This is a genomic window from Roseateles sp. FW305-36 (assembly GCF_058787015.1).
On the sequence record NZ_JBYSZK010000009.1, the window covers coordinates 259522 to 283626 of the forward strand.

At 67.8% G+C, this 24105-nt stretch carries 25 protein-coding genes; 15 read left to right on the forward strand and 10 right to left on the reverse strand.

Annotation, left to right across the window (positions count from 1 at the left end):
• Positions 1–53: 53 nt before the first annotated feature.
• Positions 54–602, reverse strand: a complete 549-nt coding sequence (locus AC3WOE_RS18455; RefSeq protein WP_492692477.1) for a carboxymuconolactone decarboxylase family protein — start codon at positions 600–602, stop codon at positions 54–56.
• 136 nt (positions 603–738) lie between these two features.
• Here AC3WOE_RS18455 and AC3WOE_RS18460 point away from each other — a divergent pair, with 136 nt between their 5' ends.
• The 3 genes from AC3WOE_RS18460 (at position 739) to AC3WOE_RS18470 (ending at position 3131) form a co-directional block, all read left to right on the forward strand.
• Positions 739–1626, forward strand: coding sequence for a LysR family transcriptional regulator (locus AC3WOE_RS18460; RefSeq protein ID WP_492692479.1), 888 nt, complete (start codon positions 739–741; stop codon positions 1624–1626).
• Between the two features lie 73 nt (positions 1627–1699).
• Positions 1700–2674: a helix-turn-helix transcriptional regulator gene (locus AC3WOE_RS18465; RefSeq protein WP_492692480.1), complete on the forward strand. Its 975-nt coding sequence runs from the start codon at positions 1700–1702 to the stop codon at positions 2672–2674.
• Positions 2675–2681: 7 nt separating this feature from the next.
• Positions 2682–3131: a GNAT family N-acetyltransferase gene (locus tag AC3WOE_RS18470; protein ID WP_492692481.1), complete on the forward strand. Its 450-nt coding sequence runs from the start codon at positions 2682–2684 to the stop codon at positions 3129–3131.
• Here AC3WOE_RS18470 and AC3WOE_RS18475 read toward each other — a convergent pair.
• From AC3WOE_RS18475 to AC3WOE_RS18485, 3 genes are read right to left on the reverse strand one after another with little or no spacing between them, the layout of a single operon-like run.
• Entirely contained in the window at positions 3128–3733 is a 606-nt protein-coding gene (locus AC3WOE_RS18475; RefSeq protein WP_492692483.1) for a M15 family metallopeptidase, read from the reverse strand. The two genes, AC3WOE_RS18470 and AC3WOE_RS18475, sit on opposite strands and share 4 nt — an antisense overlap.
• A complete protein-coding gene (locus AC3WOE_RS18480) occupies positions 3730–4629 on the reverse strand; it encodes a LysR family transcriptional regulator (protein ID WP_492692485.1) in 900 nt (299 codons plus the stop codon). The genes AC3WOE_RS18475 and AC3WOE_RS18480 overlap by 4 nt, the downstream gene beginning before the upstream one ends.
• Positions 4626–6209 (reverse strand): ABC transporter substrate-binding protein, encoded by a 1584-nt coding sequence (locus AC3WOE_RS18485; RefSeq protein ID WP_492692487.1) that lies wholly within the window; start codon positions 6207–6209, stop codon positions 4626–4628. Before AC3WOE_RS18485 ends, AC3WOE_RS18480 begins: the two co-directional genes overlap by 4 nt.
• A 232-nt stretch (positions 6210–6441) precedes the next feature.
• On the opposite strand from AC3WOE_RS18485, the gene AC3WOE_RS18490 reads away from it, so the two are divergent.
• The 4 genes from AC3WOE_RS18490 (at position 6442) to AC3WOE_RS18505 (ending at position 13031) form a co-directional block, all read left to right on the forward strand.
• Complete coding sequence (locus AC3WOE_RS18490) at positions 6442–9699, forward strand: hypothetical protein (RefSeq protein WP_492692488.1); 3258 nt, start codon at positions 6442–6444, stop codon at positions 9697–9699.
• A 322-nt stretch (positions 9700–10021) separates the two neighbouring features.
• Complete coding sequence (locus AC3WOE_RS18495; protein WP_492692489.1) at positions 10022–10906, forward strand: alpha/beta fold hydrolase; 885 nt, start codon at positions 10022–10024, stop codon at positions 10904–10906.
• A complete protein-coding gene (locus tag AC3WOE_RS18500; protein WP_492692491.1) occupies positions 10906–11982 on the forward strand; it encodes a tartrate dehydrogenase in 1077 nt (358 codons plus the stop codon). Before AC3WOE_RS18495 ends, AC3WOE_RS18500 begins: the two co-directional genes overlap by 1 nt.
• Positions 11979–13031: a homocysteine S-methyltransferase family protein gene (locus AC3WOE_RS18505; protein ID WP_492692492.1), complete on the forward strand. Its 1053-nt coding sequence runs from the start codon at positions 11979–11981 to the stop codon at positions 13029–13031. The genes AC3WOE_RS18500 and AC3WOE_RS18505 overlap by 4 nt, the downstream gene beginning before the upstream one ends.
• Positions 13032–13035: 4 nt before the next feature.
• Here AC3WOE_RS18505 and AC3WOE_RS18510 read toward each other — a convergent pair whose 3' ends face one another.
• Genes AC3WOE_RS18510 through AC3WOE_RS18520 form a run of 3 tightly spaced genes read right to left on the reverse strand, consistent with a single transcriptional unit; the run spans position 13036 to position 15315 of the window.
• Positions 13036–14196 (reverse strand): hypothetical protein, encoded by a 1161-nt coding sequence (locus AC3WOE_RS18510; protein ID WP_492692494.1) that lies wholly within the window; start codon positions 14194–14196, stop codon positions 13036–13038.
• A 13-nt stretch (positions 14197–14209) separates the two neighbouring features.
• Positions 14210–14719: a hypothetical protein gene (locus AC3WOE_RS18515; RefSeq protein ID WP_492692495.1), complete on the reverse strand. Its 510-nt coding sequence runs from the start codon at positions 14717–14719 to the stop codon at positions 14210–14212.
• Complete coding sequence (locus AC3WOE_RS18520) at positions 14716–15315, reverse strand: RNA polymerase sigma factor (protein WP_492692497.1); 600 nt, start codon at positions 15313–15315, stop codon at positions 14716–14718. Before AC3WOE_RS18520 ends, AC3WOE_RS18515 begins: the two co-directional genes overlap by 4 nt.
• A 150-nt stretch (positions 15316–15465) precedes the next feature.
• On the opposite strand from AC3WOE_RS18520, the gene AC3WOE_RS18525 reads away from it, so the two are divergent.
• The 7 genes from AC3WOE_RS18525 to AC3WOE_RS18555 all read left to right on the forward strand — a co-directional run bounded on the left by AC3WOE_RS18525 (position 15466) and on the right by AC3WOE_RS18555 (position 20789).
• Positions 15466–15870: a VOC family protein gene (locus AC3WOE_RS18525; RefSeq protein WP_492692498.1), complete on the forward strand. Its 405-nt coding sequence runs from the start codon at positions 15466–15468 to the stop codon at positions 15868–15870.
• On the forward strand, positions 15867–16328 hold the full coding sequence (locus AC3WOE_RS18530; protein ID WP_492692500.1) for a hypothetical protein: 462 nt from the start codon (positions 15867–15869) through the stop codon (positions 16326–16328). The genes AC3WOE_RS18525 and AC3WOE_RS18530 overlap by 4 nt, the downstream gene beginning before the upstream one ends.
• A 66-nt stretch (positions 16329–16394) precedes the next feature.
• Positions 16395–16772: a carboxymuconolactone decarboxylase family protein gene (locus AC3WOE_RS18535; protein WP_492692502.1), complete on the forward strand. Its 378-nt coding sequence runs from the start codon at positions 16395–16397 to the stop codon at positions 16770–16772.
• Positions 16773–16798: 26 nt separating this feature from the next.
• A complete protein-coding gene (locus AC3WOE_RS18540) occupies positions 16799–17962 on the forward strand; it encodes a methionine aminotransferase (protein ID WP_492692504.1) in 1164 nt (387 codons plus the stop codon).
• On the forward strand, positions 17959–18849 hold the full coding sequence (locus AC3WOE_RS18545) for a tetratricopeptide repeat protein (protein WP_492692505.1): 891 nt from the start codon (positions 17959–17961) through the stop codon (positions 18847–18849). The genes AC3WOE_RS18540 and AC3WOE_RS18545 overlap by 4 nt, the downstream gene beginning before the upstream one ends.
• 72 nt (positions 18850–18921) lie before the next feature.
• Positions 18922–19968: a GSCFA domain-containing protein gene (locus tag AC3WOE_RS18550; protein WP_492692507.1), complete on the forward strand. Its 1047-nt coding sequence runs from the start codon at positions 18922–18924 to the stop codon at positions 19966–19968.
• Positions 19965–20789 carry a hypothetical protein gene (locus tag AC3WOE_RS18555; protein WP_492692509.1) on the forward strand — a complete coding sequence of 275 codons (825 nt, stop codon included), beginning with the start codon at positions 19965–19967 and terminating at the stop codon, positions 20787–20789. Before AC3WOE_RS18550 ends, AC3WOE_RS18555 begins: the two co-directional genes overlap by 4 nt.
• On the opposite strand, the gene AC3WOE_RS18560 is transcribed toward AC3WOE_RS18555, so the two are convergent.
• Positions 20786–21163: a MerR family transcriptional regulator gene (locus tag AC3WOE_RS18560; RefSeq protein ID WP_492692510.1), complete on the reverse strand. Its 378-nt coding sequence runs from the start codon at positions 21161–21163 to the stop codon at positions 20786–20788. The genes AC3WOE_RS18555 and AC3WOE_RS18560 overlap by 4 nt on opposite strands.
• Before the next feature lie 83 nt (positions 21164–21246).
• Between AC3WOE_RS18560 and AC3WOE_RS18565 the strand changes: the two genes are divergently transcribed.
• A complete protein-coding gene (locus AC3WOE_RS18565) occupies positions 21247–21651 on the forward strand; it encodes a hypothetical protein (RefSeq protein WP_492692512.1) in 405 nt (134 codons plus the stop codon).
• A gap of 2 nt (positions 21652–21653) precedes the next feature.
• On the opposite strand, the gene AC3WOE_RS18570 is transcribed toward AC3WOE_RS18565, so the two are convergent.
• Both AC3WOE_RS18570 and dgt read right to left on the reverse strand, forming a co-directional pair.
• The gene (locus AC3WOE_RS18570) at positions 21654–22721 is read right to left on the reverse strand and encodes an alpha/beta fold hydrolase (protein ID WP_492692514.1); all 1068 of its coding nucleotides are present in this window, start codon (positions 22719–22721) and stop codon (positions 21654–21656) included.
• A 115-nt stretch (positions 22722–22836) separates the two neighbouring features.
• A partial coding sequence (gene dgt, locus AC3WOE_RS18575; protein WP_492692516.1) for a dGTP triphosphohydrolase occupies positions 22837–24105 on the reverse strand: 1269 nt, incomplete at its 5' end.

The window sequence follows — 24105 nt, forward strand, 5'->3', positions numbered from 1 at the left end:
GATTCGCCTTAGTCTCGTGGGCTCGGTGATGTGTATAAGAGACAGCCGGTGGGTCAGGCGGCCAGCGGCAGCGCCTCGGGGAAGTCGATCACCGTCTTGGCGACCTCGTTGATGTAGTTGGTCCAGGTGTTCAGCGCGACGTGCTGGACGATCTCGACGATCTGCGCGTCGTCATAGCCGGCGGCGCGCACGGCGGCGACCTCGGCGTCCGACACATGGCCGCGCTGGGTGGCCACGCTGGCGGCGAAGCGCACGGCGGCGTCGGCCTTGGCGTCGTTGGAGCGGCCGGCGCGGTTGGCGGCGATCTCGGCGTCGCTCAGCTTGGCCAGGTTGCTGCCCATGAAGGTGTGGGCCGCCAGGCAGTAGCCGCAGGCGTTGATCTGGGCCACGGCCAGCGCGATGCGCTCGCGGGTCTGGGCCGGCAGCCGGCCCTTGGCCAGCGCGCCGGACATGCCGAGATAGCCTTCCAGGGCGGCCGGGCTGTTGGCCACCAGGCGGAACAGATTGGGCACGGAGCCGATCTGCTTGTTGACGGCTTCCAGCAGGGGGCGGGCGGCCTCAGGGGCGGCGTCGATGGAGGCGGGGGTGGTGATGCGGGTCATGGTGGGGTCCTGGGTATGGGGTGGGTGGTGTTTCGGGCCGGTGGCCTGCCGGTGACGAGAATGTAGAAACTTGCATCAAATCGCACTAGACGGCAGGATTCGGAATATTTCTACCGAAATTTGGAATAGTTAGTCGATGGACCGCTTCGAAGCGATGTCGGTGTTCGTGGCGATTGCCGAAGCAGGCAGCCTCTCGGCCGCCGCGCGGCGCCTGGAGCAGCCGCTGGCGACCGTCAGCCGCAAGCTCGCGCTGCTGGAGGCCCAGCTCAAGACCCGCCTGATCGCCCGCTCCACGCGCCGCCTGGAGTTGACCGACGCCGGACGCGACTACCTGGAGGCCAGCCGGCAGATCCTGGAGCAGGTGGACGAGGCCGAACGCGCCGCGGCCGGCGCCTACACCCGGCCCCACGGCCGCCTTGTCATCTCGGCGCCCATCGTATTCGGGCGGCTGCATCTGCTGCCCGTCATCGTCGAATTCCTGCGCGAGTTCCCGGACGTGGACGTGCGCCTCATCCAGGCCGACCGCGTCGTCAACCTGCTGGAGGAGCATGTGGATCTGGCCCTGCGCATCGGCGAGCTGGCCGATGGCAGCCTGGTCGCCACCAAGGTCGGCGAGATCCGCCGCGTCGTCTGCGCCAGCCCCGCCTACCTCGCCGCCTATGGTCGGCCGGAGGTGCCAGCCGACCTGGCCCGGCATGCCTGCATCAGCTTCGAGGGCCTGATGTCGGCCAGCCGCTGGGTGTTCCCGGAGGAGACCGTCGAGATCCGCTCGCGCCTGACGGCCACCACGGCCGAAGCCGCCGTCTCGGCCGCGCAGATGGGGCTGGGCGTGGCCCGCGTGCTGTCTTACCAGGTGGCCGACGCCGTGCAGGCCGGCACGCTGGAACGGCTGCTGCGGGCCCACGAGCCGGCGCCGGTGCCGGCGAGCCTGGTCTACCCGGGCCAGGGGCGGCTGCCGATGAAATGCCGCGCCTTCCTGGACTACGCGGCACCGCGGTTGCGGCAGCGTCTCGGGGCTGCCTAGGCCGCGGGATGGCGCATGCCGCCGGGCATGACATGACAATCGGCGTCATGTATTGCAAAGCATCATCCACGGCATGCGCGCCAGCCGACTGCTGTCCATCCTGATCCTGCTGCAGCTGCGCCCGCAGATCACGGCGCCGGCGCTGGCGCGCGAGTTCGAGGTGTCGGTGCGCACCATCCTGCGCGACATCGACGAGCTGTCGGCTGCCGGCGTGCCCGTCTATGCCGAGCGCGGCCGCGGCGGCGGCTTCAAGCTGCGCGAGGGTTCATTCGCGACGCGGCTCAACGGCCTGCTCGGCGACGAGGCCCAGGCCTTGCCGCTGCTCGGGCTGCCGGGTGCGGCCAGCGAGCTGGGGCTGGGTGGCGCGTCGCAGCGGCTGAGGCTCAAGCTGCAGTCGGCTTTGCCGGGTGAGTCGGCCGCGCTGGCGGGGCGACTCCAGGCGCGTCTGCATGTGGACCCGATGGATTGGTACCAGGGCGGCGAACCGGCCGCCCATCTGCCGACCCTGGCCCAGGCGGTGCTGGAATGCCGCCGCGTCGAGCTGGACTATCTGAGCTGGAAGGGCGAGCGCCATTGGAAGGCCGATCCCCTGGGCCTGGTGCTCAAGGGCGGCGGCTGGTATGCCGTCATGCGTTCCGGTGTGCGCACGATGACCCTGAAGGTCGCCAATGTGCTGTCCTTGTCGGTGGGCGAAGAGGTCTTCGAGCGGCCCGCGGACTTCGAACTGGCGAACTGGTGGCAGGCCTCGTTGCAGCGCTTCGAGCGCGAGCTGCGGCCCGAGGTGGCCGTGCTGCGCGTCACCGCCGAGGGGCGGCGGCGGCTGGCCGAAAAGGGCCGCTATGCCGCCCAGGCGGTGGCAGCGGCGGTGGTGGAGAAACCGGAGGGCGCCCAGGCCTGGGCCACGCTTCGCCTGCCCATCGAAAGCCTGGAGCAGGCCGCGCGGCTGGTGATGTCGCTGGCGCCCGAGGTGGAGGCCCTGGAGCCGCCGGCGCTGCGCGAGCGCATCGTCGCCTGGGCGAGCCAGCTGGCGAGGCGGCACCGGGCATAGTCCAGCCATGCGTATCGCCCTCGAATCCCCCGACCAACCCGACGTCATTGCCCTCATCACCGAGCTGGATGCCTATCAGGACTCGCTCTACCCGCCCGAGGCCCGCTATGCGCTGGACCTGGCCTCGCTGAAGCAGCCTCAGGTGCTGTTTGCGGTGGCGCGCGACGAGGCAAGCCAGGCGGTCGCTTGCGGGGCCATCGTGCTGGAAGAGCAGTTCGGCGAACTCAAGCGCATGTTCGTCAGCCCGCGCGCCCGCGGTCATGGCTTGGGCCGGCGTCTGCTGAATTTGCTGGAGTCCGAGGCGGCTGCCAGGGGCTGCCGGACCGTCGCGCTCGAGACCGGCCCCTATCAGCCCGAGGCCCTGGGCCTGTACGCCGCTTGCGGCTATCGACGCTGCGGTCCCTACGGCGACTACGCCGACCATCCGCTGAGCGTCTTCATGCAGAAGGCGCTTTAGAGAACCCTGGGCAGGTCCCTGCGCACCGCCACGCGGTCGCCGAAATCGAAATGCCACCACTCGGTGGTGATGCCGTGAAAGCCGGCCTCGCGCATGGCCACCCGCAGCCAGCCGCGCTCGACCAGGTGTTCGGACTGGAGGGCACCCAGGGCCAGATGCTCGGCCTCGTGGTCGGGGTGGGAGGTCAGCGTCATCTCGTCGAAGCCGCTGCCCATGTCGACCTCGCGGCCTTGGGGGTCCAGCAGGGTCAGGTCGACGGCCATGCCGAAGCTGTGGATGGAGCCGCGCTCAGGGTTGGCGAGGTACATCGTCAGCGGCGTGCCCTGCAGTTCGTCCCACAGACGCTGCTGCACGCGTTGCGGGCGCAGCGCGTCCAGCACCAGCAGGCGGTAGCCGGGACGGCGTTCGGCCAGCCAGGCGGCGGCGTGCTCGAGGGCGTCGGCGGCCTCGCGGCGCAGCCAGGCGCAGTCGATGCCGGCATAGACCGAATGGCCGACGAAGTTGTCGGCCGTGGCATAGCGCAGGTCGACGGCGATGCCATGCTGCAGCGAGGCCAGCGGACGGAAGTCCGGATGCGAGGCAATGTCTTCGATCTGGATCACGGCAGGCGAGCGAGATGTTCGTGGGCGGCCGCGGTGATGAACTTGACGAGGCGGCGCGAGGCCTGGCCCAGCGGCGCGCTGGCGGCGCTGAGCAGATAGAGCTGCACGGGCACGGCCGGCGACAGTGGACGCACGCGCAGCTTGCTGGCATCCGCGCTGGCAGCGGTAAAGGGGTCCACCAGCGTCATGCCGACACCGGCCTCGACGAGGGCGCGGGCCAGCTGGTAGGTCTGCACCGTGATGCGGCTGGCCAGCGGCTGGCCGAGAGCCTCGCCGGCATGGTGGAGCAGGCCGGCCAGCGGGTCGTCGCTCTGCAGGCCGACGATCTCGGTGCGGATGTCGGCCAGGCCCAGCGGCCCTTCGCCCCTGGCCTCGGGGCTGCCCAGCGGGCACAGGGCCACCATCATGCCGCCGGCGATGGCTTCGGCCTTGATGCCCGGATGGCGCGGGTCCTGCAGCGAAAGGGCCAGGTCGGCCTCGCCCAGCAGCAGGGCCGTCACGATCTCGCGCGTGTGATGGGTGGCCAGCGAGCAGTTGGCGTTGGGATAAGCCTTGCACCAGGGCGTCATGGCCGCGGGCACGATGGCCATGGCCAGGGCCGGCGTGGCGACGAGGCGCACCTGCTCGCTCTCGCCGCTCTTCAGGTTGGCCGCCAGGCGCCGGATGCCGACGAGGTCGCGGTTGAGCTTGTCGATCTCGACGAAGAGGCGCTGGGCCTCGGGCGTCGGATAGAGCTTGCCGCGCACGCGGTCGAACAGCGGCATGCCGAGCTGCAGCTCGCAGTGCTGCAGCACCTTGGTGACGGCCGGCTGGGAGATGTGCAGCAGCTGGGCGGCACCGCTGATGGTGCCGGCCTGCATGATGGCGTGGAAGACCTCGATGTGTCTGAGTCTCATTTCCGGTAGACGCCTTCGAAGTCCACCGAGCCGTTGGGCGCCATCTTGAAGCCGACGACGTCCTTGCGGATGGGGATGTAGACGGTGGAGTGCGCCATCGTGATCCAGGGCCGCTCGTGCTTGAAGATCTCCTGGGCCTTCTCATACATGGCGATGCGCTTCTTCTGATCCGGCGTTGCACGGGCTTCGTCGATGAGCTTCTCGAACTCGGCATTGCAGAACTTGATGCCGTTCTTGTTGGCCGCGCAGCTGAGGTTGGGCGTCAGGAAGTCGTCGGCGTCGCCGGTCTCGCCGCTCCAGCCGCTCATGTAGACGTTGTGCTCGCCGTTGTTGGCGCGCTTGAGGTACTCGCCCCACTCATAGGTCTTGATGTGGACCTTGACGCCGATCTTGGCCCAGTCCTGCTGAATGAGCTGGGCCATCAGCTGGCCGTTGGGGTTGGTGGGGCGCTGCACCGGCAGGGCCCAGAGGTCGATCTCGAAGCCGCTCGGATAGCCGGCCTTGGCCAGCAGGGCCTTGGCCTTGGCCGGGTCGAACTCGTTCTTCAGCTTCTTGTTGTAGCCGGGGATGGCGGGCGGGAAGGCGCTGACGGCCTGCATGGCGTCGCCGCGCGGGAACAGCGCCTTGAAGATGGCGTCACGGTCGACGGCGATGTCCAGGGCCTCGCGCACCTCGCGCTTGTCGGTGGGCGGCTTCTTCAGGTTGAAGCTCAGGTAGGAGATGTTGAGGGCCTGGATCTTCTCGATGCTGACATTGGGGTTGTTGGCCAGCCCGGCGATGTCGACGTCGCGCAGAGCGGCCGTCACATGGCATTCGCCGGCGGCGATCTTCTGCACCCGCACATTGGGTTCGCGGCTGATGCTGAAGACCAGCATCGGCGTGGGCTGCCTGCCGCCCCAGTAGTCGGGATGGGCCTCCATGCGCAGCACATCGTCCTTGGCATAGCTTTTGAACTTGAAGGGGCCCGTGCCGACCGGCTGCACATTGATCTGCGAGGCCTTGCCGTCCTTCAGCAACTGGGCCGCGTACTCGGCCGACTGGATGCCTGCCCAGGCGAAGGCGAAGTTTGCGACGAATGTCACATTGGGCTGACGAAGGCGGAAACGAATTGTGCGGTCATCGATCTTGTCGATGCCCTCGATCAACTTGGCCAGGCCGAGGTTCTGCGGGTAGATGAAATTTGCCGGAAACGCCTTGTTGAACGGGTGGTTGGGGTCGATGAAGCGTTGAAAAGTGAACAGCACATCATCTGCATTGAGGTCGCGGGATGGCTTGAACCAGGGGGTGCTGTGGAACTTGACGCCTTCCCGCAATTTGAAAATGACGCTCCTCGCGTCGGGCGAGATTTCCCAGCTGGTGGCGAGCTTGGGAACGAGTTCCGTCGTGGGGCGTTTGAAGCCGAGCAGGCCGTCGAACATCTGGGCGCCGACGATGTTGGTGCTAGCGCTGTCCCACATTCCTGGGTCAAAGCCTTCCGGACTGGCGTCAGCACAGTAGATCAGGGGCTTGCCCTGGGCCTGTGCGGCGGGCGCTCCGGCCAATGCGAAAGCGGTCAGCAGGGCGACGTACGAGAGCTTCATGACAGGGGGTTTTTCAGAGGAAGAACGGGCGGGAATTGTTTGGAGCCCAACCCGCCGCGGCAAGGGCAGCGAAGGTCGAATCACATAACCCAAACTTATACCTTGCAGCCTCCCCAGCCCGTAACGTTTCGCCACGGTCCGGTCAACGCTTGACCTCAGAATCCGCCCCGCTCCCTAGGCCGCCCCGTAGTACCGAAGTGCAGCGACCCGCGCTGCAAAGGATCGCTTTGCCATGAATGCCCCCCAACGCCGTAAGTTCCTCCAGTATTCCGCCGCCCTGAGTGGCTCCATTCCCTTGGTCGGTTGCGGGGGTGGTGGGGGCGAGGCCGTGGCACAGGCCGCCGATGCCCCGACCGCGGAAGCAGCCGGCGTGCTGCGCCCCCTGCCCAGCACGCCCCCTCCCCCTCCCCCGCCGGCGCCCGCCCCGGCGCCTGCTCCCGCCCCGGCGCCCGTGCCCGCCCCGGTGGCAACCCCCACGCTGGGCCTGTTCACCGGCGCCATGCAGTTCAGTCTGCTCAGCAGCAAGACCCAGGTCAAGGCGCCCTTCAGCCTGGGCTTCGTCTTCAAGCGTGGCGACATTCCCGCTGGCAGCACCGTGGCCTCGAATCTGAGCGCCCTGCAGGTCATCTCACGCACGACCTGGCCCGACGGCTCGTTGAAATTCGCGCACCTGGCCGGCTTTGCCGACCTGACGGCCAACACGCTGCAAACGGTGCGCCTGCGGCGCGCCACGGCTGCCGCCACGGGGACGCCGTTGGGCCTGGCCGACCTGAAGAAGACCGGCATCACGGCCGAGGTCGGTGCCGGCACCCTGGGCAGCGCCAGCTTTGGCGCCGCCGAATGGGATGCGCCCTTCCAGACCTGGGTCAGCGGCGCGCAGATGTCGTCCTGGATCTTCCGCAAGCCGGTGGGCAGCGACGCCCATCTGACGGCCTGGCTGGAGGTGCGCCTGTTCGCCGGTGGTGCCGTCGAGGTGCTGCCCTGGATCGAGAACGGCTATCTGATGGTGGCCGGCCCGACCAACAAGGCCGCGACCTATACCTTCAAGATCAACGGCACGCAGCGCTTCTCGGCCGCCATCGACCTGCCCCACCACTGCCGCACGCCGCTGATCAGCGGCACGGTCCTGTCTTACTGGCTGGGTACCGACCCCGACGTGACGCCGCGCCACGACCTGGCCTATCTGCAGGCGACCGAGCAGGTGCCGACCTACAGCGCGCGGGTCGATGCCAATGGCGCTCAGGCCCAGTGGCTGGTGACCAGCTACACGCCGCTGGACAAGGCCAACTTCACCTACGCGGGCGACTCGATGGCGGCCACGGGCTACCAGGAGCCCATCGGCCTGCTGCCGATGCATGACGCGCTCTATCTGACCTGCGAAAGCAGCAACACCTACGCGGCCGTCGTCCGCAACGGCTTCGCGGCCGGCCGCTATCCGCTGTTCTACCGCGACGAGAAGACGCAGCGCCCGATCCGCTTTTCCCAGTACCCCAACCTGGTGTTGCACAAGGACAGCCGCGTCAGTGACCTCGGCAGTTCAACGCGCAGCCAGTTCACGCCTCAGCCTGCCGGCACGCAGTCACCGCGCTGGGACTGCGCCCACAGCCCGTCGGTGGGCTATATGGCCTATCTGGTCACGGGGCGCTGGTACTTCATGGAGCAGGTGCAGTTCGCCGCCACGCTGAACTACCTGAGCAAGGCCGACGAGCCCAATATGCGCCGCGGCTCGCTAGGCCTGGTGCAGTCCTGCTTCGGCGGCTGGCAGACCCGTTCCGCGGCCTGGCAGTGGCGCGCGCTGACGCAGGCGCTGACCGTGACGCCGGACGACGACACCGTGCTGCGCCAGGAGTTCATCAACTGCGTGCAGTCCAACATCGAGGATTTCCACGCCGTCTACGTCGCTCAGCCCAACAACCCCTATGGCTGGGTCCAGCCGGGCGAGGGCTACGAGAACATCATGCAGTTCGGCGCGGTCTGGCAGCAGGACTTCGTCACCGCCGCCTTCGGCTATTCACTGGCCATGGGCCTGCCGGTGTCCGCCGCCGTGGAGGCCAAGCATGACGCCTTCTTCCGCTGGAAGGCGCGCAGCGCCGTCATGCGCCTGGGGCCATCCACCGGCTTCTGGTACATCAATGCGGCCGTCTACACGATGAGCATCACGCCCGTCGCGGTGCCCGACTTCAAGACCGGCAAGGGTCCCTGGTTGCCCAACGATGCGGCCGTCTACCTCGCCAGCTATGCCAGCGTGCCGTCCTGGTTCGGCACCGTCGAAGGCAAGCTCGCCGGCGAGATCATGCCGGGCGACCGCGCGGCCTGGGGCAATCTGACGACGGCCATGGCCTACGCAGTCCGGCATGGCGTCGACGGTGCCGCCACCGCCTACCAGCGCCTCATTTCGGCCAGCAACTACCCGGCCCTGCGCGACGCCTTCAACACCGCGCCGGTCTGGGCGGTGGCGCCGGCGCGGGTCATGCCAGCCTGGCTGGCCGGCAAGCCCTTGAACACCTGGTTCGAGATCCCCGGCACGGCCGGCGCCGGCGGCGCGGCGATCGACGCCTACAGCGGCTTCGCCGTCAACGACCGCACCAGCGAAATCATCATCGCGGCGGCCGGTGGCCATACCGACTCCTTCGACAACCGCGTCGTCTCCATCGGCCTTGCATCGGATACGCCGACCTGGAAGCAGCGCCTCGCACCGAGCAAGACCGTGGCGCAGAACGTCGCCTACTACGCCGATGGCATGCCCTCGTCGCGCCACCTCTACAGCTCCTCCCATTTCATTCCGCAGGTCAATCGCCTGATGCTGTTTGGCGCGCGCGGTGCCTACGGTGCGTCCTATGACTTCGCCAAGGTCGATGCCTTCAACCTGGACACCAACACCTGGGACAAGGCCGGCACCTGGGCCGACATGCCCTCGGGCTACTACGGCGCCGCGCAGATCCGTGCCACCGGCGAGGTCATCAGCACCGGCCTGAAGAAATGGTCGCCCGTTGACAAGAAGTGGACGGACCTCGTCTCCAACCCCCTCGGTGACGCGGTGCGCTGGCCCATGGCCTTCGACGCCCGCCGCAACCAGATGTTCTGCCTGCAATGGGGCGACGGCCAGAGTTTCGATCCGCAGCGCCTCGTGGCCAGCCGCATCCCGCTGGGCAGCAGCCAGCAGATCGCCGTCAGCTTCAACGCCAGCAGCGCGCTGACGCAATGGCAGAACGAGAAGCCCAGCTATGCCGCGCTGGACTACGACCCCGACGGTGACCGCTTCCTGTTCTACAGCGGCCAGGGTGAAGCGGCGGGTCGCGTCTACGTCATCACGCCGAACGACAGCAACGTCTGGGACATGAGCCTGCTCAATGGCGGCAGCCTGAAGATCGCGCCCACGCCCGACAACGGCAGCGGCGTGCACAACCGCCTTCGCTACATCCCCGCCCTGCGCGGCTTCGTGCTGCTGGCGCGTGGCAGCAGCAACCTCTACTTCCTGCGCACGGCGTGAGATGAAGCCCCTCGTCCAGCCGCACGCCGCTGAACGCGGTGCGGCTGGCCGGGACCACGCCGCGGCCACAGGCCGCAGCGCTTCGGCAGGCATGGCGAGCCCGCAGGGCTCACCATGTCCGGCCTCAGCCCCCGAGGGGACGGCGATGCTTGCTGCATTGAGCCGCAAGCACATCGCCATAGCGGGCCGGCTCGGTGAACTGGAGTCGGACACAAGCAGTCCCTGCGGACTGCTTGTGCCTACGGAAGGCCATGGGCCTCTGGCCCATGGCAGGCCCAGCGCTCGGCCTGCGAGAATGAAGGGCGCGGCAGAATCGGTCAACATGTGGACCGACTTCCAACCGCTAACGTTTCAGCGTGACGGCGTCACGCTGTTCGCCCGCCAGGGCGGCCCGTCGGAGTCCGGCAGGCCGCCCTTGCTGCTTCTGCACGGCCACCCGCAGACCATGGCGATGTGGCATCGCGTCGCGCCGGCGCTGGCCCAGGACCGCCGCGTGGTGCTGATGGACCTGCGCGGCTACGGCGACAGCGACCGCCCGCCGGCCGGCGATGGCAGTGCCGCCTATGCCAAACGCGAGATGGCCAAGGACGCGGTCGCGCTGATGCAGTCTCTCGGCCACGAGCGCTTCGCCGTGCTGGCCCATGACCGCGGCGCGCGCGTCGCCCACCGCATGGCCCTGGACCATCCGCGGGCCGTCACGCGGCTGATGCTGCTGGACATCGCGCCCACGCTGGCCATGTACGAAGGCACGACCGAAGCCTTTGCCCGCGCCTACTGGCACTGGTTCTTCCTGATCCAGCCGGCGCCTCTGCCTGAGCGCCTCATCGAGGCCGACCCGCGGGCCTATCTGCGCGACGGCATGGGCCGGCGCGGTGGCTTCTTCGACCCCGCGGCCTGGGCCGAGTACGAGCGCTGCTTCGCCCGCCCGGGTACGGCGGCGGCCGTCTGCGCCGACTACCGCGCCGGCGCCGGCATCGACCTGGCGCATGACCGCACCGACCGCTCAGCGGGCCGTCGCCTCACTCAGCCGCTGCGCGTGCTCTGGGGCGCCAACGGCGTGGTCGGTCACTGCTTCGAGCCTCTCGCGCTTTGGCAGGCCGCGGCCGAGCACTGCAGCGGCCGAGCCGTGGACAGCGGCCACTACATCGCCGAGGAGGTGCCCGAGGTGGTGCTGGCCGAGGCGGCAGATTTCTTCAAGGACGCGTGATGCAGAAGATTGCCGTGATCGCCGGCGACGGCATTGGCCAGGAGGTCATGCCCGAAGGCCTGCGCGTGCTGCGCGCCGTGGCCGAGCGCTTCGGCCTGGCCCTGCAGTTCGACGAATTCCATTTCGCCGACTGCCGCTACTACGAGCAGCATGGCCAGATGATGCCGGACGACTGGAAGGCCCAGATCGGCGGTCATGACGCCATCTTCTTCGGTGCGGTCGGCTGGCCGGCCACCGTGCCCGACCATGTCAGCCTGTGGGGCTCGCTGCTGAAGTTCCGCCGCGAATTCGACCAGTACGTGAACCTGCGCCCGGCCCGCCTGTTGCCCGGCGTGCGCTCGCCGCTGGCGGGGCGTGCCCCCGGCGACATCGACATGTGGATAGTCCGCGAGAACACCGAGGGCGAGTACTCCAGCGTCGGCGGCCGCATGTATGCCGGCACCGAGCGCGAGATCGTGCTGCAGGAGACGGTCATGAGCCGCATCGGCATCGACCGCGTGCTGCGCTTCGCCTTCGAGTTGGCGGCTTCACGGCCGCGCGCCAGGCTCACGTCGGCCACCAAGAGCAACGGCATCGCCATCACCATGCCCTACTGGGACGAGCGCGTCGAAGCCATGGCCGCGCAGTTCCCGGGCGTGGCCGTCGACAAGTTCCACATCGACATCCTCTGCGCCCATTTCGTCCAGCGACCGCAGCATTTCGACGTGGTGGTGGCCAGCAACCTCTTCGGCGACATCCTGTCCGACCTCGGCCCCGCCTGCACCGGCACCATCGCCGTCGCGCCCTCGGCCAACCTGAACCCGACGCGGGAATGGCCCAGCCTCTTCGAGCCGGTGCACGGTTCGGCGCCGGACATCGCGGGCAAAGGCATCGCCAACCCCATCGGCCAGATCTGGGCCGGCGCCATGATGCTGGACTTCCTCGGCCACCGCGCCGCCCATGACGCCGTCATGGCAGCCATCGAAAGCGTGCTCGCCGACCCCGCCGCGCCGAGAACTCCCGATCTGGGCGGCAAGGCTTCATGCGCCCAGCTGGGCGAGGCCATTGCGGAGGCTGCGAAAATAGGCCAATCATGAAGTCCATTGCCTACACCCGCGCCCAAGACCTGCCTGCCCTGCTGCAGAACCGCATTGCCGTGCTCGACGGCGCGATGGGCACCATGATCCAGCGCTACAAGCTCGGCGAGGCCGACTACCGCGGCGAGCGCTTCAAGGACCATGGCAAGGACCTCAAGGGCAACAACGAGTTGCTGCTGTTCACGCGCCCCGACGTCATCCGCGAGATCCACGAGCAATACCTGGCCGCCGGCGCCGACCTCATCGAGACCAACACCTTCGGCGCCACCTCGGTCGCCCAGGAAGACTACGACCTGCCCGAGCTGGCCTACGAGATGAACCTCGTCGCCGCCCAGATCGCCCGCGCCGCCTGCGACAAATACTCGACGCCCGACAAGCCCCGCTATGTCGCCGGCGCCCTCGGCCCCACGCCGCGCACCGCTTCCATCTCCCCGGACGTGAACGACCCTGGTGCCCGCAACATCGACTTCGACACCTTGCGCGCCGCCTACTACGAGCAGGCCAAGGGCTTGATGGACGGTGGCTGCGACCTCTTCCTCGTCGAGACCATCTTCGACACGCTGAACGCCAAGGCCGCCATCTTTGCGCTGGACGAGCTGATGGAGGACAGCGGCGAGCGCCTGCCCGTCATCATCTCCGGCACGGTGACCGACGCATCCGGCCGCATCCTGTCGGGCCAGACGGTGACGGCGTTCTGGCACTCGGTGCGCCATGCGCGTCCCATCGCCATCGGCCTGAATTGCGCCCTCGGGGCGACGCTGATGCGGCCCTATATCGAGGAACTGTCCAAGGTCGCCGGCGAGGTCGCGGTCAGCTGCTATCCCAATGCCGGCCTGCCCAACCCGATGAGCGACACCGGCTTCGACGAGACGCCGGACGTGACGGCGCGCCTGGTGGGCGAGTTCGCCCAGGCCGGCTTCCTGAACATCGCCGGCGGCTGCTGCGGCACCACGCCCGACCACATCGCGGCCATTGCCAAGGCCGTGTCGGCCTACAAGCCGCGCGTCAGCGGCGAGAAGTTCTTCACTGGGGTGCTGAACGCCGCTTGAGCGTTCAGGATGCCTTGGGCGCACTCGCCGGAGGCTTGGCGCTGCGCCGCGGGCTTTCGGTGTACTCCGCCGGCGGCTTCATCAGCGCCGGGTCGGGCTCGCCGCGCTTGACCTTCTCCAGGCGGTAGTTCTGCTCGCCCATGCGCGGGTCGGCGTCGCGGCTCATGAGAGTCAGCATCAGCTCGGGACTGCGCCAGACCTCGCGGCTGCTGACGATGGGCTTCTCGTTGCCGATCTTGCCGGCTTCAATGGTCCAGGTCGTGCGCTCGCCCGTCACCTTGATGCCCTCGATCTCCTTGGCGGGCAGCACCGTCGTCGTGCCGCCCTCGCGCGGCAGCAGGGGAGCCTGCAGCAGCAGGGGCACGGGTGGCAGCGGCGGCGTGGGTGCCGTCATGGGCGTTGGCGGGGCGGGCATGGCCGGCGGGGCGGGCAGTTCGCTGGCGCGGATGACGCGCAGCTCGCGGCGGCGCTCCACGACGGCGCTGGCGCCGGGCGCGGGCGGCAGCGGCGGCACGACGACTTCACGCTCGATGACGATGCCCGGCTCACCCGCCAGCGCGCGGGCACGCACGCGCTCCGCATCCGCGCTGCGGGCCTGCTCGGCCACGCGGCCGCCCCACTCCTTCCAGCGCGCGGCCTGCTCCTTCATGCGTTCGCCCCAGTCCCGCATCGAGGCCTCCCAGGCGTCATGGGCGACGGCATCGGCGCCGGGTGCCCAGGTCGCCGACGTGCGCAGCCGCTGCACGCGCTTCTGGTCGGGGTAGATGACCCAGGCCTCCTTGGCGACCGGATCGTTCAGGTAGACGACCTTGGGCCCGCCCTCGCGCTGCACCTCGCGCCGCGTGCGGCCCTCGCCGTCGCGGCAGAGCTGGCTCTGCTGCTTGCGCACGATGCGGTTGCCGTCGGCCAGGGTCTGCACGTTCTCGTGCACGGCCGTGGCGCAATAGGGCGCTCCCTTGACGACGCGTTCGCTCTCCAGCTCGCGGCCGGCGAAGGCCAGGGCCTGGTCGCCCATGGCCATGCGCACCGGCATGTCGGACAGGGCCAGCTGCACGCTGCGTTCGACCTCACGTTCGATGTCGCGCTCGATCACGCGGTCGGCCTCCAGCGCGGTGGCCGAGGCGGCGACGGCGACCAGTGTCAGGGCAGTGAGAGGTCTCTTCATGTCGTTCTCCAGATCAATTCAGGATGCGCACGGCCAGCACCTGGCCGCTCGGGTTCAGCATCAGCTCGGCGCGCACCGTCTCGTCGGCGCGGGCGGCGTCGAAAGGCAGGCCCAGCAGGGCCAGGCGCTCGCGCGGCAGTTCGGTGGGCTGCAGCCAGACGGCGGCGCTGCGGGGCGCCGACAGCGCAGCGCGGAACTCGCCTTCGGGCACCAGCGGGATGAAGCCGCTGCTGGCGGGCGCCGCCTGGGCGGTCTGGGTGCCGGGCGGGTCCAGCAGCAGCATGGCGGTCAGCAGCGCGGCGGCGGCGGCGCCCAGGGCGCCGCTGCCCCGGGCCAGGCGGCGCAGCCAGCGTGGCTCATGGGCTTCGGCCCTCTCGGCGGCGATGCGGCGGGCGCGCTGCAGATGCTGCTGCTCGGTCAGCCGGGCCAGCAGGGCGGCGTCCTGCTCGGCGCCCGGCTGCAGGCGGGCGAACTCGTCGCGGGCCGGCCGCAGCCAGTCGGGGGTGTCGTTGTCGAGGCTCATGATCGTTCTCCCACGGCCAGCAGGTCGGCCAGGCGCTGGCGGGCGCGGTGCAGGCGGGTCCGCAGCGTGTCGACGCTCACGCCCGCAATCGCGGCGGCGTCTTCGTAGCTGCGCTCCTGCAGGTCCACCAGCACGATGGCCTCACGCTGCGGCCAGCTGAGGCGTCGGATGGCGGCCCAGAGGCCGTCCTGCTGCTGCGACCGGCTCAGCCGCGCGTCACTGGCCGGCATGGCCTCGGCCGCTTCGTCGGCGTCCATGGACTCGTCCAGCGGGATGTGGCGGCGCGCGTCGCGCCATTGGTTCAGCAACTGGTGCCGGGCCATGCCGGCGAGATAGGCGCCCAGCGAGCCGCGGCTTGCATTGAAGCCCTGCGATCCGCGCAGCAGCTGGGCGAAGGCCTCCTGCACCGCGTCCAGCGCGGCGGCCTCGTCGCCGGCCAGGGCCAGGGCGTAGCGGTAGACCGAGCCGCTCTCGCGCCGGTAGACCAGGGCCAGGGCCTCGGCGTCGCCGTCGGCCAGGCGGGCCATCAGCAGGGCCTCGTCGCCCGCTGCTGAGGCGGCCGGGGCGACAAAGCCGAGGCGCGTGAGCCAGCTCATGTCGGGCAGCATGGTGAAAGGGCCTGCGGGGCTTGCATGTCGCTATTGAGCGTGGGCAGGCGCTTTCGTTACTCGGGACAAACCCGTCGTCACTTTCGGCATGGGGCCGCCGCGGCATGATGCTGCGCAACCCGAAGGAGACGGTTGCCCATGTTGAAGCTGCAAGGCCTTGATCACCTCGTGCTGCGCGTCATCGATCGCGATGCGATGACCCGTTTCTATGTCGACGTGCTCGGTTGCTCGGTGGAGCGCCGCCAGGACGAGATCGGCCTGGTGCAACTGCGCGCCGGGCGCTCGCTGATCGACCTCGTGCCGGTGGACGGCAAGCTCGGCCGCATGGGTGGGGCCGCGCCCGGGGCCGAGGGCCGCAACATGGATCACTTCTGCCTGCGCGTCGAGCCCTTCGACGCCGGCGCCATCCGCGCCCACCTGGCGGCGCATGGCGTCGATGCCGGCAAGACCGAGAGCCGCTATGGCGCCGAGGGCGAAGGCCCTTCCATCTACCTCAGCGACCCCGAAGCCAACGTCGTCGAACTGAAAGGCCCGCCCGCATGAAACCCTTGACCCGTGCCATCGTCTGGGGTGGCCTGCTGGCCGGCACGGGCGACCTCGTCTTCGCGCTGAGCTACTACGGCATGCAGCTCAAGGTCTTCCAGGGCGTGGCGGGCGGGCTCATCGGCCGCGAGGCCGCCTTTGCCGGCGGGCCAGCCACCTTTGCGCTGGGCGTCGCCCTGCACTACGGTATCGCGCTGATCTGGGCGGCCCTCTTCTGCATCGTCGCCCTGCGCCTGCCCGCCCTGCTGCGCAACGCGACGGCCGCCGGCTTGGGGCTTGGCTTCGTCGTCTATTTCGGCATGAACAACGTCGTGCTGCCGCTGTCGGCCCTGCACACGCCGTTCTGGCCGCCGCGCATCGATGCCGCGGCCATCGCGGCGCATTGCTTCCTGTTCGGCTTCCCTATCGGCCTGGCGGCGCGGCGTTGCCTGCTCGGCGGGCCGGTGCGCGGGGTTTGAGTCAGGTCAAGGCGCCGCGCTGTCGCCGGGCGCAGCATGAGGGCCGACTGACCTGAGGAGGCCTTGATGAGCACCAACTTCCGCGCCCTCGCCAACGACATCTCGGGCACGCTGTCCCAGCTGCGTGCCGACATCCCGGACACCATGCGCGGCTTCGCGCAGCTCTCCCAGGCGGCCCTGCGCGACGGCGCGCTGGACCGCAAGACCAAGGAGCTGATCGCGATGGCCGTGGGCATCGCGGCGCGCTGCGATGCCTGCCTGGCCTTCCACGCGGAAGCCCTGGTCAAGCTCGGCTGCAGGCGCGCCGAGTTCGAGGAGATGCTGGCCGTCAGCGTCTACATGGGCGGTGGTCCGTCGCTGATGTATGCGGCCCGCGCACTGGACGCCTTCGAGCAGTGCGGCGGCGACCACACGCCGCGCACCGAGGCCGTCCGGGCCGCCTGAGCCGGCCCTGCAAAATGGCGGGCACCATGCCCGCCTTGCCCACCAAGCTGCCCAACACCGGCACCACCATCTTCACCGTCATGTCGGCCCTGGCCGCCAAGCATGGCGCCGTCAACCTCGGCCAGGGCTTCCCGGACTTCGGGGCCGACCCGGCCCTGCTGCAGGCCGTTACGGACGCCATGGCCGCCGGCCACAACCAGTACCCACCGATGACGGGCGTGCCGGCCCTGCGTCAAGCCATTGCGACCAAGCTCAACGCCCTCTACGGCTCGGCCTACGACGCGGACCGCGACATCACCATCACCGCGGGCGGCACGCAAGGCCTGATCACGGCCCTGCACAGCTGTGTGGGCGCGGGCGAGGAGGTCATCATCATCGAGCCGGCCTACGACAGCTACGACCCCGCCATCCGCCTGGCGGGCGCCGTGCCGGTGGGCGTGCCGATGACGCTGGACTACCGCATCGACTGGGCGGCGGTGCAGGCCGCCATCACGCCACGCACGCGCGCCCTGGTGCTGAACACGCCGCACAACCCCAGCGGCCGCGTCGCCACGGCGGACGACTTGCGTGAACTCGAACGCATCGCCGAACAGCACGACCTCTTCGTCATCAGCGACGAGGTCTACGAGCACATGGTCTTCGACGGCGCGGCGCACCAGAGCGTGGCCCGCTACCCGGCCCTGCGCGAGCGCAGCTTCCTGGTCAGCAGCTTCGGCAAGACCTTCCATGTGACGGGCTGGAAGGTCGGCTTCGTCGCCGCGCCGCCCGCCCTGAGCGCGGCCTTCCGCCGTCTGCACCAGTACACGGTGTTCACGGTGCACACGCCGACCCAGCACGCGATTGCGGCCTATCTCGCCGACCCGGCACCTTGGCAGGGCCTGAGCGATTTCTACCAGGCCAAGCGCGACAGCTTCCGTGCGGCCCTGGCCGCCACGCCGCTGAAGCTGCTGCCCTGCGAAGGCACCTATTTCCAGACGGTGGACTACAGCGCGGTCTCGGACAAGACAGAGTTGGACTTCGCGCGATGGCTGACCACCGAGATCGGTGTCGCGGCCATCCCGCTGTCGGTCTTCTACCAGCAGCCGCAGGAGAGGCGGCATGTCAGGTTCTGCTTCGCGAAGCGGGACGAGACCTTGGAGCTGGCGACGCAGAGGCTAGCTTCGTTGGGCACTCCACGGCGGAACCCATGATGGGTTTGATCGACGGACTGCGGGCGCGCAAGCTTCACAGCAAGGCCAGCTCGCTTGACGACAAGGACCAGGCTCTGCGCCTGTACCACGAGGCATTGGCCCTCGATCCGAAGCGGTCAGACACGCTCTACAACATCGGGCTCATCCACAAATATCGCGGCGAGTGGACCCAGTCGCTCGAGTTCAACCGACGCGCCGTCGAGTTGTCGCCGGACGACGAGGCGGTCAACTGGAATCTCGCCATCGCCGCCACCGCTTTGTGCGATTGGGTCACTGCTCGGGCTACTTGGCAGCGCCTGGGCATCCAGGTCATGGATGGCGAAGGGCCTATCGAGGACGACTTCGGCATCACACCGGTGCGTCTGAATCCCGAGGGAGACGCCGAGGTCGTCTGGGGACGGCGTGTCGATCCGGTTCGCGTGCGCATCGGAAACATTCCCTATCCCTCTTCGGGCTATCGCGCCGAGGACATCGTGCTGCACGACGGCGCTCCGACCGGGACGCGGACTTCGCGCGGCCGTGAGTACAACGTGTTCAACGTGCTGCAGCTGCATATGCCGTCGCGCATGACGACCTTCGAGCTGGAAGTCGATGTCGATTCATCCACTGGTATCGATGCCCTCAATGAGGCCTTGGCGATGACGGCGGGGCATGTAGAGGATTGGACTTCCAACGTTCGAATACTCTGCAAAGCCTGCAGCGAAGGCACGCCGCACGAGCACCATGACCAAGAGGGTGGCACGGACGACAGCTGGGCCACGCGGCGCGTGCTGGGCGCAGCCGCCGTCGATGAGGCGGGCTTGCGCGCGGCGCTGAAGCGTTGGGAAGCGCCGGGACGCCGCGTCCTTGGCCTGGAGCTCATGCTGGAGCCGCCGGCATCGAACTAGTCGGCGCCGGGCCTGACCCGCGACCCTTGCGCCGCGGCGGACAATGCCGGCCATTCAGGCCCGAGCGCTGTTATGTCTTCTTCTCCCTACGAAAACCTGCCCCAGCGAAGCTATTGGAAGACCGGCGTGGCGCAGTCGCACGCCCTGGAGATCCGCGACCTCTACGTCAAGAAGTTCGACATCTCCGCCGAGACCCGCATCGCCACGGCGGGCAGCTGCTTCGCCCAGCACATCCAGAAGCGCATGACGCAGCATGGCTTCAAGGTGCTGGACATGGAGCCGCCGCCGCTGGGGCTGAAGCGGGAGCGCTACACCGCCTATGGGTTTGGCCAGTTCTCCGCCCGCTACGGCAACATCTACACGGCGCGGCAGCTGTTGCAGCTGGCCCAGGAGTCGCTGGGCCTGCTCAGCCCCATCAACGGCGTGTGGAAGCGGGGTGAGATTTATGTCGACGGCTTGCGCCCGGCGATCGAGCCCAACGGATTCGCGACGCCGGAGCAGGTCCTGATCCACCGGCGCAGCCACCTGGTCAAGGTGAAGGCCATGCTGCAGCAGATGGACCTGCTGGTCTTCACGCTGGGCCTGACCGAAGCCTGGGTGGACCCGGTCGACGGCGTGGTCTACCCCACGGCGGCCGGCACCGTGGCGCAGCCCCCGGGCGAGGCCGAACTCGAGTTCCGCAACTTCACCGCCTCGCAGACGCTGGCCGACTTCCTGGCGTTTCGCGCACTGGTGCAGGCCTTCAACCCCGCCTGCCGCTTTCTGCTCACGGTATCGCCCGTGCCGCTGACGGCCACGGCCAGTTCTCAGCATGTGCTGGTCGCCACCAGCTATTCCAAGTCCGTCTTGCGGGCGGCAGCCGGCGAGCTGGCGAGCACGCTGGACGATGTCGACTATTTCCCGTCCTACGAACTGATTTCCTCGCCGGTGTTCAAGGGCTATTTCTTCGACCCCAACCTCAGGACCGTCGCCGCCGCCGGTGTCGATTTCGTCATGAAGACCTTCTTCCAAGCCCACCGCCCCCCCATAGGACAGGCTGCCGCGCCGGTAGCCGCGGTACCGGCAGTCCAGTTCGATCCGGCCTGCGAAGACGCCCTGCTTGAGGCATTCGCCAAATGACGAAGCTCTGTTGCATCGGAACCTCCCACATCGGGGCGCTGAAGAGTGGCTGGGAAGCCATGGCCGCGCAATGGCCGGGTGTCCAGCTGGCCTTCTTCGGTGCTCCCAACCTGAATGCCAACGAGGAAAGCATCAAGCACCTGGCCCTGCAGGGCCGCAGCATCGTGCCGACCAGCCGGGATGTCAGCTACTACTACCGCCTGACCTCCGGCGGCCAGACCCACATCGACATCGACGCCCATGACGGCTTCATCGTCCAGGGCGGCGTCAGCATCACCCAGGCCATCAATCTCTACACGCTGTTCCGCACCGACGAGCAGGCCCACGACGACGAGAATGTGCTCATCAGCGTGGACTGCCTGGTCGAGTCGCTGACGGAACTGTTCCGTACCAGCTATGCCTACCGGCTGACCACAGCCTTGTACCAACTGACGCGCAAGCCGGTGTTCCTGGTGGCCGACCCGCGGCCCAGCGCGGGCCTGCTCGCGTCCGAAGGCAGCGACTCGGAGGCCTGGGAGTTCTATATCCGGCTGATCCAGCGCATGCACGCCGGTGGCGACCATGTGCCGGAAGCGCGCTACTACCTGACGGCCTTGCAGGCCGTGCGCCAGCAGGGGGTCTCGATCGTCGACGGCCCGGCGCCGCTGATCGTCGATGAACTGTTCACGCCCCCGGAGTTCTGCAAGGACTCGGTCTGGTTGCAGAACGAGAAGTTCGAGGTGTCGCCGCGCGACGACTTCTTCCACATGAACCACCATTACGGCGCTGCCGTGCTGCGCGAAATCTTCGCGCGGGGCGGCATGCGTCCCCCGGCCGCTTAACGCCGCTCAGGCCGCAGCGGGCAACTCGCGCCGGCCTCGGGGGTGTCAGCCAACCGGGTCGCCAATTCGGTACGCAGCCCCTGCAAGGCGGCAATGCGCTCGTCGATGTCCGCCAGCTTGCGCGCCAGTGTCGCCCGCAGCGCCGGGCCGGTGTCCTCACCTTGGGCCAGCAGCGGCAGGTCGGCTGCGATCTCGGCGAGCGTGAAGCCGAGCTGCTGGGCCGTACGCACATAGCCCAGCCATTGCACGGCTTCCTCGGGGTAGTCGCGGTAGCCGTTCTCGCTGCGGCGGGCTTGCAGCAGGCCGCGCTTTTCGTAGAAGCGCAGGCTGTCGCGGCTCAGGCCGGTCAGTTCGGAAAGGGCGCCGATCTTCATGAGCGATGGGGAGAGAAAGAGCTTGACCCTGGAGTGTGGTCCAGGGTCGAGCATGGCGGCACTTTCTCATTTCGTGTCTGTCCATGCCTGCCTTCAGCAACTCGGGTTTCCTGCGCGTCGTCTGGTTCAGCGCCCTCTACGACCTCGTCGTCACCGCGCCCTTCGCCACGCCCTGGACCTTCGACTTGAATCGCGCCCAGCTCAGCGCCCTCAACCAGGCCCTGGGCGGTCAGCCGCTGCCGGCCTTCGATGCCGTGCAGACCCTGTTCGCGCTGCTGATGGGCAGCATCGTGCTGGTCTGGGCGGTGCTGCGGCTGCGCGGGCCGACGGTGCAGCTCGGCCGCTACGACGCGGCGGGACGGATCCTGTTCGGTACCTGGATGGCCTGGGCCTGGATGCAGACCGGCGCGCCGGTGCTGCTGCTGTTCATCGTGCCCGAGCTGAGCTGGGCGGTGGTGCAGGCCTGGTGCGTCAGGCGCGAGGGCTGAGTTCAGCGCGCCAGCGGGATGACCTCATCCCGCAGCAGGCGGTACTGCGCATCCAGCAGCGGCCCGTTCGGATCGTGGCCGGCCCGGGGCACCGTCACCAGCTTCTTGCGCGGTGCCTGGAGGCTGTCGAACCAGGCCCGCGTCACCGCCGGCGGCGTCAGCAGGTCTTCCTCGCCCTGGATGAGGAAGACCGGCAGCCGCAGCCGCGTGCGCTGTTCCTGCAGCGCCAGCTGCCACAGCATGCCGTCACCCTTGAAGCCGACGAACTTCAGGAAGGAGAAATCCTCGCCGGCCTCGTAGGCGGTCTGGTCTTGCGCGCCGGCGTAGCCCGCCGCGGGGCGCCAGTCAGGGCCGGGATCGGTGCGCAGGGCTTCGTAGCGGCGCACGATGCGGCGCAGCTGGCCGAAGTTGCGCGGGTTCTGCCAAGGCGGCGCGCCGAGGGATCGCAGCGTTTCGATGGCGGCCTGATCGCCGAGTTCCCTGGCGCGCTGCAGCGCGAGCGCATGGCTGGCCGTAAGGTCCGGCGGCCCGACCAGCTGCGACACACCGACATAGGCATGGAAGAGCTCGGGCCTGAGGTGGGCCATCTCCACGGCCAGGGCCGAGCCCCAGGAGCTGCCGGTCAGGATGAGCTTGGTGTGCCCCAGTCGCTGCTCCAGGTATTCGGCCACGGCGATGCCGTCAGCCGCCATCAGGGACAGCGTCAGCGGCGTGTTCTCGAACTCGCGCGGCTCGAGCTCGCGCACCGGCAGGTTGCGGCCATAGGTGCGGCCGGCGCCGCGCTGGTCCCATTGCACCAGGGTGAAGTCCTGGGCCCAGGCGCCATAGAGGGCGTCGGCAAACGGGCTGATCGGATTGCCCGGGCCGCCGTGGATGAAGAGCAGCACCGGCTTGCGGCAGTCCCGGCCGGTGATGGTCAGCCATTGCGGGATGCCGTTGATGGCCACGAAGCCCTGCTCGCGGACGCTGCGGTCACGGGCTTGCGCGGCGCAGGCGGGGTTCAGGGGCTGGGCGGCATGGCTCGCAAGCTGCACAAGCAGCAGCGCGGCAGTCAGCAGACGTCGGATCAAACGGCCTCCTCGCAGAGCGAGGCGCCGAAGCAGGCGCCATGGCGGCGCACTATAGGGCTAGGCTTGCCGGCGCTCGGTGCGCAAGATACTCGAGGCGACGTTCGCTGCCCGCAAACTAGCGGTTTATTACGTCCAGAACCGAGCCTCCGTTATATCCGGAGATCTTCCTGTGCAGAACCATTGCTTCCGCCTCGGTCAAGGAAGCCACGATATCAATGGCTAGCCGGATACAGCAGGCAGGATGTTCGTCGTCGGCATGTTGTGCCTTGGCTATATTTGCCGCCTCTTCCGCTTGCTCTCGAAATCTATTGGGTATTCGATCAAGGCGAGGTTGTTTTCCAGCAAGGCTCTTGCGGAAGTATTCAAATAGGTCGTCAATGATCTTGATTTGGCCGGCTTGTTGGGTGGCAAGTCTGGGCGTCAATATCACATAGTGCCAGATGAGTCTCTGCATCAATCTGCACTGGTGCTCAAGCTCATGTTTCATCTTCACGATGAAAACGCCTTTGTCCACCTCTAGAGTTATGCCATTTATGTATTGAGTGATGGCGGCTGATCTAAAGCCGTCCATCAGCATTAACTCTCGACGCGATCCCGGCTCTGCTCCGTCAGCAACAAGCATATATAGCAAGCCGCCGAATGTCCCTTCGTCCATGTCCCAGACATCGTCAGACTGAGCGTAAATCTGGCTTTCCTTGTCTGGCTCATCCGCCTTCCATCGATCCAAGAAACTTCGGCGGTATTGCTTGTTGCGTAAAAGTCGTTCCACCGGAATTAAGCCGGCACGGTAAAAGTCCTCAAGGTCATGTACAGAATATGTGATGGAGTCGGCAAGGTCCATCACAGCGCATTCTAGAGAGCGATCGCCGTCTGATAGTCCTGCAAGCACGAACTCCGCCGCATCTCGGTCATCGGCGTAAAAAGAGAACTTCTGGCGACGTTTTCTACTCTTGGCGCCGGAAGTATTTTTCTTTGAGCGCTCCCACGGATATTTTGCCAATGCAGCAAGCGTGGCTCTGGTTAAATCCAGGCCTAAGCCTCGATGATCGCGTCGAGTAGCTAGTCTGCTAATGATGCGAAAGGTCTGTGCATTCCCTTCAAATCCATCATCTAGGCCATGCTGCTCAGCCAGCTCACAAAGCCGATGATCCGCTACGTGTCCAAATGGCGGATGACCTAGATCATGGCCAAGGCAGGCTGCTTCCACCACCTCCGGATCCAGTACTTCCGTGAGATTTGAGTGCTTTGCTTGATAGCGATTCAGCAGTGATTCCGCAAGCCTCCGGCCAACCTGCGCGACTTTTAGCGAATACGAAGGGACTTCCCACCTTCTGGCCCCGGCGCCGAGGCGCCAAGATTGATGGTGCGAATCGTCAATCTGCAG